Annotated in this window: 10 protein-coding genes, 1 tRNA gene and 1 pseudogene; 7 read left to right on the forward strand and 5 right to left on the reverse strand. The window is 60.0% G+C overall.

Annotated features, from left to right (window positions below):
* Window positions 1-6: 6 nt before the first annotated feature.
* The 3 genes from KUO17_RS04410 to ung form a co-directional block, all read right to left on the reverse strand.
* Window positions 7-2019 carry a hypothetical protein gene (locus KUO17_RS04410; protein WP_217973860.1) on the reverse strand — a complete coding sequence of 671 codons (2013 nt, stop codon included), beginning with the start codon at window positions 2017-2019 and terminating at the stop codon, window positions 7-9.
* A 180-nt stretch (window positions 2020-2199) separates the two neighbouring features.
* On the reverse strand, window positions 2200-4095 hold the full coding sequence (locus KUO17_RS04415; RefSeq protein ID WP_217973861.1) for a hypothetical protein: 1896 nt from the start codon (window positions 4093-4095) through the stop codon (window positions 2200-2202).
* 158 nt (window positions 4096-4253) lie between these two features.
* On the reverse strand, window positions 4254-4946 hold the full coding sequence (gene ung, locus KUO17_RS04420) for a uracil-DNA glycosylase (protein WP_217973863.1): 693 nt from the start codon (window positions 4944-4946) through the stop codon (window positions 4254-4256).
* Window positions 4947-5075: 129 nt separating this feature from the next.
* Here ung and KUO17_RS04425 point away from each other — a divergent pair.
* Window positions 5076-6183 (forward strand): annotated as a pseudogene (locus KUO17_RS04425) (enoyl-CoA hydratase/isomerase family protein).
* A 170-nt stretch (window positions 6184-6353) separates the two neighbouring features.
* The gene (locus KUO17_RS04430; RefSeq protein ID WP_217973864.1) at window positions 6354-6713 is read left to right on the forward strand and encodes a thioredoxin family protein; all 360 of its coding nucleotides are present in this window, start codon (window positions 6354-6356) and stop codon (window positions 6711-6713) included.
* A 21-nt stretch (window positions 6714-6734) separates the two neighbouring features.
* On the opposite strand, the gene KUO17_RS04435 is transcribed toward KUO17_RS04430, so the two are convergent.
* Complete coding sequence (locus KUO17_RS04435) at window positions 6735-7166, reverse strand: hypothetical protein (protein WP_217973865.1); 432 nt, start codon at window positions 7164-7166, stop codon at window positions 6735-6737.
* A gap of 212 nt (window positions 7167-7378) precedes the next feature.
* Between KUO17_RS04435 and KUO17_RS04440 the strand changes: the two genes are divergently transcribed.
* From KUO17_RS04440 to KUO17_RS04460, 5 genes are all read left to right on the forward strand, one after another.
* Entirely contained in the window at window positions 7379-8896 is a 1518-nt protein-coding gene (locus KUO17_RS04440) for a sensor domain-containing diguanylate cyclase (RefSeq protein ID WP_217973866.1), read from the forward strand.
* Window positions 8889-9110, forward strand: a complete 222-nt coding sequence (locus KUO17_RS04445; protein ID WP_217973867.1) for a cysteine-rich CWC family protein — start codon at window positions 8889-8891, stop codon at window positions 9108-9110. Before KUO17_RS04440 ends, KUO17_RS04445 begins: the two co-directional genes overlap by 8 nt.
* A 32-nt stretch (window positions 9111-9142) precedes the next feature.
* Window positions 9143-9835 carry a pseudouridine synthase gene (locus KUO17_RS04450; protein ID WP_217973868.1) on the forward strand — a complete coding sequence of 231 codons (693 nt, stop codon included), beginning with the start codon at window positions 9143-9145 and terminating at the stop codon, window positions 9833-9835.
* 322 nt (window positions 9836-10157) lie between these two features.
* The gene (locus tag KUO17_RS04455; RefSeq protein WP_217973869.1) at window positions 10158-11042 is read left to right on the forward strand and encodes an alpha/beta fold hydrolase; all 885 of its coding nucleotides are present in this window, start codon (window positions 10158-10160) and stop codon (window positions 11040-11042) included.
* A 149-nt stretch (window positions 11043-11191) separates the two neighbouring features.
* Window positions 11192-11265 (forward strand) — tRNA-Gly (locus KUO17_RS04460).
* Between the two features lie 85 nt (window positions 11266-11350).
* On the opposite strand, the gene KUO17_RS04465 is transcribed toward KUO17_RS04460, so the two are convergent.
* Window positions 11351-12133: a lipopolysaccharide biosynthesis protein gene (locus KUO17_RS04465; RefSeq protein WP_255263400.1), complete on the reverse strand. Its 783-nt coding sequence runs from the start codon at window positions 12131-12133 to the stop codon at window positions 11351-11353.
* Window positions 12134-12246: the final 113 nt, after the last annotated feature.

The following is a 12246-nucleotide window of genomic DNA, read 5'->3' on the forward strand; positions in this document are numbered from 1 at the left end:
GACCGGTCAATTGGACGGGCCGCAGTAACCATTGCCGTTTTTCAAGGTGTAGTTAACACGGACGGTTTCGGAAGTGCCGGTGGCCGCCCCCTGTGCTTTGACAATCCGCCAGAAGAACGCACAATGACCAACGCGCTTGGTAAAGTCCATGTTCGGGTAGTAGGGAATATCGAAATCAAGGAACGCCGCACCCGCGGGGACCTTACGCGTGAAAACACCTTTGGTTGAGGGTACCTCGGCACCGCTGGGCACGTTATTGATGACGTAGTTATCAAACATGACCCAATGCAGTTCAACATCATCGTTAGCTTTCAAATTATTGACATCGCGTACCTGCACACGCAAGCCTTCCCACGGTTTACGCGCACAGTTGATGATCGTCGCGCCCGCCGCCGTCCCCACAAATGCGGGCTTGGTCATATTTTCGACCGTCGACACCGAAACATCGACCAGCGTCGTTTCAGATTGTTGATAGTTCGTTGCAGCGCTGTTTTTAAAGATGCGGTAAAACACTGGAATTTTGCCATTGCCCACTTGATTGATACTGGCCCATGGAATGGAAAGTACTTTTTCCTCGTCGGCCACATCACCGCCTTGCACGGTGTACTCCACCACAGGGTTGGGCAAGCCACCGTAATAGACCCGCACAATCTCACCGTCGTTAAGCGGGTCGTAGAAATTGAACTTGACGTCGGCAGGTTGACCTTTGTCTCGTGGTTCCAGGACATCCAATGTATCGGACACCGCACCGAACACGCGCGGCTTGTCCAGCAGCGGGTTGACCGGATCCGGTTCATTGGGGTTCACCGGGCCGGCCGTCGACAGATCGACCACTACCGGCGTTGACGGTGATACACGTGGCTGGCCGCTGCCGCGCGTGACCGTGTAGTAGACATTGACACTGTACTCATCGCCCCGGGCGGCCAATTCCGCATAGCTCAAGCGTGTGGTGAGTGTCGGGAAGTAGATGGTTTTCAACAGAACAGGGCTGGAGCCATCGGTCTCGCTCGCATACACATCGATCTTGTCGTCACGCAGCGGGTTCGTATACTCGGGCACATTGATATCCGCGCCTGCACGCGCATCAGCCTGGTCGATCACAGGGTTAGCCGCCGGCACCAACGGCGCCTTCAAGTCGGCAGGTTGCGGTGTCAGCACGACCCGTACTTCGGCCAGTGACGCCAATTTCGACTCGTTGCCTGCACGGTCGAACAACCAGTAGCTGATTTCCTGAACACCTTCGCCCAGGCTACGGATATCCGCCGCGCTGATCGTGACCTCCTGAGGGGTACCGCCAATATCGCCGTTGATGTCCGACAGCGGAACCTTGCCATACTTCAATACATAGCGGTCGCCGCCCTGTTCGTCGAAGTAACCGGGGATCGACACGGTCAGCCCACCATTGGCGGTCAGATAGGCCTCATTCACTTCGCCGCTGGGCAAGTTGGGCAGTGTCACTGCAATCGGTGTATTGCCGACATTCGGGTCGGTCAGGTCAACCGTGAAGACGGCGCCATCGGATGACTCCTCGTTCTGGCTGAAGTCATTCTCGACCACGAAAGTAATCAAGCGCTCGCCAATACCGAGCTGATCGCGTGGAATATTGAACGTGGCCGGAACGGAGGCAGGATCAACCGGGTAATCAAATCGGTATTCCGTTTTTATTTTCTGCCCATTGATGTAGAAGCTGATGACGTCCTGACTGGCGTCTGGCAAGCCCTCGGTGTCGTCCCATGTAATGCCGGAAAGTTCAAGCCCCATGAACCATTGCTCTTTGCTGAGCAGATTGATCTGAAGATCAACACCGTTCGGGAGTACATTATCCGGAATCGGAGCGGGAAACCTCGCTGCGCGCTTCGCCCCTTCAGCGAGCAGCCGGACATTGGCCGTTCTGGCCTCGATCGGCGAGTTCTGGATAAAGCTGCGCACAGAAGACGCTGACGCACTACTGGAAATACTGCGTTCTGCGGAAGTATATTGTTGCTTTGCACTGGTAGGATCTTTCTCTTGCGATGACATGGTGATGCTCCCTGGCAATTTAATTAGCAAACCGGCAATACCGGCACAGGTACAGCGGAGGGTAGAGCGCCATTGCATTACAAAGTGAACCGCCACTTCATTTAACCAACTATTTAAAGCGTGCACACCTGACAAAGTTATCAGCCAGTGCCACCCCAAGCCTGATTTCATCCGGCAATATCAAAGCCCGGTACAGGGTTTGCTGGCGCCCGGTCGAGTCAGAGAAATACTCACGTAGGTTTGCGGCGCAATACCCAAGCGCCCGTCCACCAGTTGCAGGGTGTATCCAACTTGCGCGGAGCCGTCGGGGTTGTTCGGACGGGGCTGGCCCACCGGCCATAACGGCAGTACCAGCGTATCGAAGGGCTCGACTCGTATCTCGATACTTTCCCCACGCAAATCCTGCGCGTTCAGGGTTTTGATGAACGTCTTCAGCGCACCGGGCATCGGTACTTCACCATTGGTTTGACGGCATAGTTGCCACGTCAGCGAAACCTGGTCCCCCGGCGACATGCGCACATCAACCGGCACATGCACACGGATGCCATCCCAGGGACGGCTGTTGCAATTGATCCAGCCAAACAACGTGGCATCTGGAAAGGTCACCGGCCCAAGTTCGGTGAGTACTGGAATCTGTACACGCACTCGGGTTTCGGGCGAGCGTTGACGATTGACGTCGTTGAACGTCCAGTAATGAACCGGCACGTTGCCGCTGCCAGTCGTCTCTATCACTGCCCAGGGGACCGGCGAAAACGTAACCCAATCGCCGGCACGATCCTGCGCCTTGACCCGATAAGTCGCCACGACCTGGGTGTCGTTCCCCCAATGCAGTTGCAGCAGATCGCCCGCCTGCGGCTGATCGAACAGCAGTACACGCACCTCGGCATCACGCTCGTAATCGTCCAGTGTGAGCACGTTGTCACCGGTGAGCCCTTTGACCACCACAGGCTTGAGCCACGGATTGATCGGGTCCGGTCCGACCGGGTCGGGGCCGGCCACAGTCAGATCGACCAAAAAGGCGACAGAGGGCGCGTCGAGTGGTGGTTGGGTACCCCGGCTGCCCTCATACCTCACCACGCAAGGCACAACTGAGGCAAAGCCATCGGCACTGACCACCTCCCAACTCACTGGCAGACGCAATGGCCATGCCTGGTTGGCGGCCACGAAAAAGGGGGCCAGGGGACGGTTGTTCCAGTACGCCTGGATACGGTCGCCCGCCAGCGCCTCGGCAATGAAAGGGATATGCACCTCCACACCGCGACGCACGTCCTCCAGATCGATCAATCGGTCAAACTCGGCAAGTGGCACCACCGGGGCAGGCAGCACAATCGGGCCGCGCAACTGCAGGTTCAGGTACTCGGCACGTGAACGGGGGTTCTGGTTGCCAGCACGGTCAGTCAGAAAATAAAACACGTAGCGGTAGCCATTGCCCGAAGCCGCCAGTACCTCCTGGGGATAGAACACCTCTACCGCAGCGCCGGCAACATGCTCAGGACCCACCCGCAGGCTACCGCCACGCAGCACGCTGGGGTGGGAAGGGTCGGCAGAGACACCGACAAAGTATTCGACCAGATCGCCTTCGCGAATGTCCGACCAGCGCGGCACGATCGCCGGCAAACGGCCCCGATTGAGCTCCAGGTAAGCGTCGGTGACGCCCTGCTCGATGACCTGATCGTCGAACCCGAGCCGTTCGCCCCGATTGCTGTGATTGGGCGCTTCGCGATCGATATTGATCAGGATCTCGTCAGAAAAAGCCTCATTCTCTGACCAAAGCATCACCTCATACTTGAGGCGATGAATGCCTGGAGCCGTCATAAATTCGCGAGGCACGAATGCCGTAAACGGAAAAACCTGATCGGGATCGAACGGCCAGGTGAAGACGTAGGGAACGCCAACCGTTGCATTGTCCCAATACAGCTGAAGCATGCTCTGCGTGCCGGGCGGATCATCCGCATCCACTGGCCACGACGCGCTAATCAGCACGCGCAACGGAGCGTCCTGAGTCACTCGGTCGATGAGGTAGGCGCCCCCATCGTCGGCAAGCAGCTCCAACGCGTCGGGCACCTGCGGCAGCACTACCTGAAAGGTTCCTGAGTTCCTGGCTGTGGGCATTTCAATTCTCCAGATCGAAATGTGACCAAAGCGTGCTGAGCATGCCCAGGACTAGGCCACGACCACCATTTAACGGTGATCGAGCGCCGTGCGAAACTGACAAAAATACCAGGTAGCCACGTTCATGCCGAAGGCAGTGCCCACTCGATCGGCGCCAGCCCGTGCTGTTCCAGAAACTTGTTGGCCCGGCTGAAATGCCCGCAGCCGATGAAACCGCGATAGGCCGACAACGGCGAAGGGTGCACCGACTTGAGCACCAGATGCCGGGTACCGTCGATCAGTGTGGCCTTGCTCTGGGCGTGCTTGCCCCACAGCAGGAACACCACGCTGGACTGCTGTTCGCTGACGCGCTGGATGACACGATCGGTAAACGACTCCCAGCCTTTTTTTGCATGCGACGCCGCAATCGCCCGCTCCACGGTCATGGTGGTGTTGAGCAGCAGTACGCCCTGCTCGGCCCAGCTCTGCAGGTACCCGTGGTTCGGGATGGGGATGTTCAGGTCGCGCTGCAGTTCCTTGTAGATATTCACCAGCGAGGGTGGCGCCGACACGCCCGGCTGCACCGAAAAACACAGACCATGGGCCTGGCCCGGGCCGTGGTAGGGGTCCTGACCGAGGATGACCACTTTTACCTGGTCCAGCGGGGTCGAATTGAGGGCGTTGAATATCAGCGGGCCCGGCGGATAGATGTCCTTGCCGGCCGCGTACTCCTGGCGCAGGAACTCACGCAACTGTTGCATGTAGGGCTGTTCGAATTCGGCGCGCAGCGCCTCTTTCCAACTGGGTTCGAGTTTGATGCGGTCGTCGGTGGTCATGGGCGCTCCCGTAGGCAATGGGTGCGGACACTAGGAAAGCCACCCGCGCTTGTCAATCGATCCGACCGGCGACATGCATGATCGCTGACAGTGGCCATACTTGTCGGGATAACCGGATCGAGGTAGCCCATGGCCGTAGCCTTCGAAGTACTCACCGGCGTCGACGGCGCCCGCATAGGTGTTGCCAGCCTGGATGCACCCCAGTCACTCAATGCCCTGTCACTGTCGATGATCGAGCAGTTGAGCAGCCACCTGCACACCTGGGCAAACGACAACGGTATCGTCTGCGTGTTGTTGCGCGGCATGGGTCCCAAGGCGTTCTGCGCAGGCGGTGATGTGCGCAGCCTGGTGCAGGCCTGCCGCACCCACCCCGGCGAAGTGCCGCCGTTGGCTGCGCAATTCTTCGCCGCTGAGTACCGCCTCGATTACAACCTGCATCACTATCCCAAACCCCTGCTGTGCTGGGGCCACGGGCATGTGCTGGGGGGGTGGCATGGGCCTGCTGCAAGGCAGTAACGTGCGCATCGTGGCACCGAGCAGCCGCCTGGCAATGCCGGAAATCAGTATCGGCTTGTACCCGGATGTGGCGGCCAGCTGGTTTCTCAGCCGCCTGCCAGGACGCCTTGGCCTGTTCCTGGGGCTGACCGGTGCGCCGATCAATGCGCGTGACGCATTGGACCTGGGGCTGGCGGATCGCTTCATGGGTGAGGAACAGCAGGAGGCTTTGCTGGAAGGGTTGTTGCAACTGAACTGGCAGGAACAGACTGCCATGCAGCTCAACAGCCTGCTCAAGGCGCTGGAGCAGCAAGCACTGGCGCAGTTGCCGCCTGCCCAATGGCTGCCACGCCGTGCACAGATTGACGCAACACTTGATGTCAGCGACCCGGCCTGTGCCTGGAGGGCCATTGCACAATGGCGTACCCATGACGACCCGCTGCTGGCCAAGGCGGCGCAGACCCTCGCCGAAGGCTGCCCACTGACGGTACACCTGGTGTGGCAGCAGATCGCGCGGGCTCGCTACATGTCGCTGGGGCAGGTGTTGCAAATGGAATATGCAATGAGCTTGAATTGCTGCCGATACCCGGAATTCAGTGAAGGGGTACGCGCACGGCTTCTGGACAAGGACCAGACACCGCGTTGGCACTGGCCCGAGGTGGCGCAGGTGCCACAGGCTGTAGTCAACGCCCATTTCGGCAAGGCCTGGGAGGGGCGGCATCCACTGGCGGACCTGATCTGAGGTCGGACGCATGCGGTTCGCCGACCTCGATAGCGCCCACATGCTGATGCCACGCAGCGTGCGTGCGCCCGCTCGAACGGGCAGGCAGTGTGCCAACTGGTATTTTTGTCAGTTACCACACGCGCGCTAGTAGCGTTCAATAGGTCAAGACCCTTTGCCGGAACGTAAACATGCCAGAGATGACCATCCTTGAGGATGTGGAGGCAGCCCAACAACAGCTGCAACCTGTCCCACGCCAGCGGCCCTGCGTGGTTTTGCTGCATTCGCAGCATTGCCCTCCCTGCACACAGTTGCACCCGGAGGTTGAACGGGTCGCCAGAGTGACCCCTGAGGTAGACTTTTTTTCGTTTCAGGCTGAGGGGCAGGATGCCTTGTGCGAAGAGCTGGGTGTCGTGGGTTTTCCCGCGCAGGTCTTTACCGACTGCCAAGGCAACCAGAATGTGGTGGTTGGTACGAACTGGACCCGCATCAACAGCGCACTGGACAAACTTTTGCCTGAGCACCTGCGATTGAAGCCCCGTAGTCCATGAAAACGAGGCCGCTTGCCGCAATCAACGGTGCGAGCGGCGATCGCCCCAACCGTTGTCGTTACGACCATGGCCACGGTCGCGGTCGCGGTCGCGTCCATGATCATTGTTCCGGTCATGGCGCCACTGCTGCTGGCCCGGCTCCTGACGATAGCGCGAGTCACGGTAGTAGCGCCCCGGCGCCGGACGCGCGCCGTGGTAGCCAGGCCCAGGGTAATGCCGGTACTGCGGTACCGGTGCCGGCTGGTAATAACGGGGGGCCGGCGCGTAATAGCGCGGTTGCTGCGGTACCACGTAATAACCGCGGTTGTAGGGATAACCCCGGTCATAGCCGCGATAGTCATAGCGGTCTACGCTGTACACATTGCTCCGGTAGTAGCCCTGCCCGCCGTAATAAGGCGCACACGCGGTAGTCAGCACACCCAGTAAAACGATCAGCAAAAGTCGGCGATACATGGCGGCCTCCTGGACCGCTGAACTGCCCATCCCAGCGGCGCTGGTCGGCGTCGATCGGCAAGCGTTCATCGACACAGGTTCAGACAACCGAATCGGCGTGCCGTGCGATTTGCGCAATAAATTGTAACAACGCCGATAGCCTTAAAAATCGTCCAGTTATTTTCTGCGCGCCCCTCTAGAATAGGCGCACCGGTACCCGCCTCGGAAATGCCATGCCGCTTCGTTCCGCCCTGTTCTCGCAACGTTCGCTGATGCTGGCATTGCTGTTACTGCTGGGCTGCGGTTTCCTCGCCACCTCGCTGCTCAGTTATTTCGCCTCGCGCAGCGAGATACGCGACAACATCATCAATACCGAACTGCCGCTGACCTCGGACACCGTCTACTCGGAAATCCAGAAGGACCTGGTACGGCCCGTGGTGGTGGCCTCGATGATGGCCCAGGACACCTTCCTGCGTGACTGGGCCGTGGGCGGTGAACACGACAGCGCGCCCGTCACCCGCTACCTCAACGCGGTGGTGGCGCACCAGAACGCCTACACGGCGTTTTTCGTGTCCGACGCCACAGGTACCTATTACCAGGCCAAGGGTGTACTCAAGCGCATCGACCCCAGCACCGAGCGCGACCGCTGGTACCCGCGGGTCAAGGCCATGGGCACGCCTTACGAGATCAATGTCGACCTGGACATGGCCAACCAGGACAAGCCCACCGTGTTCATCAACTACAAGGTGCTCGACGAGCACAACCGCTTCATCGGGGCAGTGGGTGTGGGCCTGACGGTCGAGGCGGTGATCCAGCGCCTGGACGATTACCAGCAGCGCTACCAGCGTGCGGTGTACTTTGTCGACGCCACAGGCACAATCGTACTCACCGGTTCCGCCGGCGGGCCGGAAGGCGTACACAGCGGCCGCCGGCTCAAGGACATCCCGGCGCTGGCCGAGCTGCTGCACAAGATGCCTACTCCCATCGGTGGCAACCGCGAGTACAGCCATGCCGGGCATAGCCACTTTCTCAACGTGCGCCTGATTCCGGAACTGAACTGGTACCTGTTCGTCGACAAGCGTGATGACACTGCACTGGACAGCGCGCGCCAGTCGCTCTACATGAACCTGGTGATCTGCGCCATGATCACCCTGGTGGTGCTGTCGCTGCTCAATGCGATGATCCGTCGTCATCAGGACAACATCCAGTCGCTGGCCACCCTCGACAGCCTGACCGGGCTGCCCAACCGCCGTGCCTTCGACCTGCTGGCTGCCCAGGCCCTGCAGGAAGCTGCACGCGAACCGATGCCGCTGGTGGCCTTGCTGATCGACCTCGACCACTTCAAGGTACTCAACGACACCCACGGTCACCTGGCCGGCGACGAAGTGTTGCGTCAGTTCGCGCGGTTGCTGGAAAGTTGCCTGCGCCAGACCGATATCATCTGCCGCTGGGGCGGCGAAGAATTCATCGTGCTGCTCAAGAACACCGAAGGCCAAGCAGCACTGGCCGTGGCCGAGAAAGTGCGTCAGCGTACTGAACAACTGGCCTTCAGCTATGCCGACACGGTACTCAAGGTGACCATCAGCATTGGCGTGAGCGCACACCAGGGCGACGATACCCTGCATACCCTGATTGCCCGTACCGACCACGCGCTGTACCGCGCCAAGCAGAGCGGGCGTAACCGTGTCTGCTGCGAGCAGCCCAACCTGATGACGGCAAGGCCCGAGCATGAGCACCCCGAGCATGAATGACACACGCCATTGCCCCGCCTGCGGGGCCAGCAACCAGTGCAGCCTGGCCGACCCACGCAGCGCCACGCAGGCGTGCTGGTGCTACAGCGTGCAGATCGACCCCAAGGTGATCGAGGCGCTGCCTGCCGCGCTGCGCAACAGCGCCTGCCTGTGCCCGCGTTGCGCCCAGGTCGAGGCGCAATTGCAGGCAGCCAAGTCGACGCCGAACGGCTAGACTGCGCACCCTGCCCTGCACACCCAACTGCCATGCGCCTCGATCGTTTCCTGAGCAACCTGCCCTGTTTCAATCGCCAGCAGGTGCGCCTGTTGCTGGTGCAACGGCGTGTGCACGTCGACGGCGTGGCGGTCAGCGACCCGCACCATGCGGTCAGCGAATTCAGCTGTATCCAGGTTGATCAGCAGGTGCTCCAGGCCGGCCAGCCCGCACGCTACTTCATGCTGCACAAGCCGGTCGGCTGTGTCAGCGCCACCCTCGACCCGCTGCACCGCACCGTGCTCGACCTGCTCAAGGAGCCGGACAAGCACAGGCTGCACATTGCCGGACGCCTGGACTTCAACACCACCGGGCTGCTGGTACTGACCAACGATGGGCAGTGGTCACGACGCCTGACCCAGCCCGCCACAAAGCTGCCCAAGACCTACTACGTCGAAACCGAACAGCCGATCACCCAGGCGTACGTCGCGAAGTTTCGTGAAGGCTGCTACTTCGCCTTCGAGGACCTGACCACCCTGCCCGCGCAGTTGACCCTGCTCGGCAGCCACAGCGCCCGCCTGAGCATCGTCGAAGGGCGCTACCATCAGGTCAAGCGCATGTTCGGGTTCTTCGACAACAAGGTCACGCGCCTGCACCGCGAGAGCATGGGCCCACTGCACCTGGACCCGCTGCTCGCCCCGGGCCAGTACCGCGCTTTACGCCCGGACGAAGTACGGCCCATCTGAGGTCACGACCGCTCGGCAGAAAATAATCACGGATTTGCCCAACGGCACTTGCAGGTTCTGCATGCGCCTGCTTGAATCCAATCGTCAGTCTGCATGTGACCAACCAGTCACGCCCGTAGTCAAAGACACCTTTTTGCTGGCTACCAGCGCCTTGATGCGTTGGGGTCCGGCAGATTGCCCGCCTAACAACAATACCCGTCGACCAGCGTGCTGCGGATCGACACTGGGCCCCTCGCTCCACTTCAAGGCGTATGCCTACCTGTCATAAAGAACGGGCAAGCTTGCTTGCACGGATACCCTTTTTGCGCCAGGAGTCGATGACATGAGGCCAGAAATTGCTGTGCTGGATATACAAGGTCAGTACCGGGTTTACACGGAGTTCTATCGCGCAGACGCCGCACAGAAGACGATCATCCTGATCAACGGCTCGCTCGCCACCACAGCGTCTTTCGCCCAGACGGTGCGCAACCTGCACCCGCAATTCAACGTGGTCCTGTACGACCAGCCCTACTCGGGCAAATCCAGGGCGCACAACGTCAACGATCACCTGCTGACCAAGGAAATCGAGGGTCAGATCCTGCTGGAACTGATCGACCATTTTGGCGCCGACCATGTGATGTCGTTCTCCTGGGGCGGTGCCTGCACCTTGCTTGCGCTGGCGCACAAGCCGCGGCGCATCAAGAAGGCGGTGGTCAGTTCATTCTCGCCGGTCATCAACGAACCGATGCGCGACTACCTGGAGCGCGGCTCGCGCTACCTGCGCGAGTGCGACCGCTTTCAGGTCGGCAACCTGATCAACGACACCATCGGCAAATACCTGCCGTCGTTGTTCAAGCGCTTCAACTATCGGCATGTGAGCAGCCTGCACAGTCACGAATACGAGCAGATGCACTTCCACATCCACCAGGTGCTGGACCACGATCTGGAGCGTGCCTTGCGGGCGGCGCAGGCCATCGACATTCCGGTGCTGTTCGTCAATGGCGAGTGGGACGAGTACACCACCGCGAGCGACGCCCGGCAGTTTGCCCGGCATGTGCGCCACAGCCACTTCAGCCCGATCCGCAGTGCCGGGCATTTTCTGGACATGGAAAACAAGGCGGCCTGCCGCGATACACGTGAGGTGCTGCTGGGTTTCCTGCAGCCCCAGGCACGGGAGCAGCGCGCACGCAGTCACTACGCGCAGGGCCAGCATGCGCTGGCCATTTGAACAGTTCGAGCACCTGTAGCGCAGCCCGCGTCATCATCAGCCCCCTGGGCAGAAGCAGGATGCACGCCCTTGCGCTACAGGTCGCACGCACGTTTTGCCAAGAAAGGCTTCAAATCGTCACGCAGTTCTGGTACAAAGTGCGCCTGCAAGCGGGTGTCGTATAATGGCATTACTCCAGCTTCCCAAGCTGATAACGAGGGTTCGATTCCCTTCACCCGCTCCAGCTTCCTTTCTCAGCCTCCTGCTGACAGCAACCGCCAAGGTTACTGAGTCAAACCCCGATTGCTCCGACCTCCAGTGCTCGCGCCTCAGCCGCGGTCCAGCATCACCCGTACCTGCTCGGTCGTCACCTTCGGAATCAGCGATAGCGGGATTCTTGACGTCTGCGACAGGTTGTACACCTCGAATCTACTGCCCATCACCGTCCTGGCCATCAACTTCATCGACGGCAGGATCCGGCGCTCGTAATGCTGATCCAGGCCACACGGCGACTTGATCGAGTGCTTGTGCTCGTAGAAACGCCCTGCTGACTGATTCAGGTCAACACCCACCAGGAAGACCTTGGTAAAACCCACATGGTAGGCAACCTGAAGCGCCAGGTAGGCAACCGTACGCGCGTCGAAGTAACCGTGCTGCATGTCCTTGCTGAAGCCGATCGAGCGGGCACGCTTGTTCCACAGCGCCCAGCTTCTGGCGTGGTGAGGTTCGCGGTTGAACAGCGAACCGAGCAATGACAGATCGTGAGCCTTCTTGAGCAGGTACATTTCGCCTGCGGGCGGCTCGACTTCGGGCTGCCACAGCGCTACCCGTTTACTACGCCGCATGGCCAGCGCATACAACCCTGGCTGCTGAACACGGAAGTGAGTGTCCGAACAGACGTAAAAGAAGGGATCGATGTCGGTGTCGGCAAACATCGAGATGGCGCCATTCATGGTAATCATCGGCACGTCGGCGAACTGCTCGATGGGGAAATCCTTCGCGGAACTCCCCGACGCGACGATGATCACCGGCCCCTGTGCGATATTGCGGCACGATGCAAAGCTTTTGACCGAACCTTGAGGGTTCCGGCCATTAGAAAGTACAGCTTCCATTGGCATCCAAGGGGTTCGAAGTCGATGAGCATCCAGTATAAACCTAAGTAAGATGATTCCTAAAACTGCGTAATCCATCCACCATAGCGGCACCTGCTCCAGCGCAGCTTTGC

It is taken from the genome of Pseudomonas aegrilactucae (assembly GCF_019168305.1).
In the GTDB taxonomy this organism is placed as follows: domain Bacteria; phylum Pseudomonadota; class Gammaproteobacteria; order Pseudomonadales; family Pseudomonadaceae; genus Aquipseudomonas; species Aquipseudomonas aegrilactucae.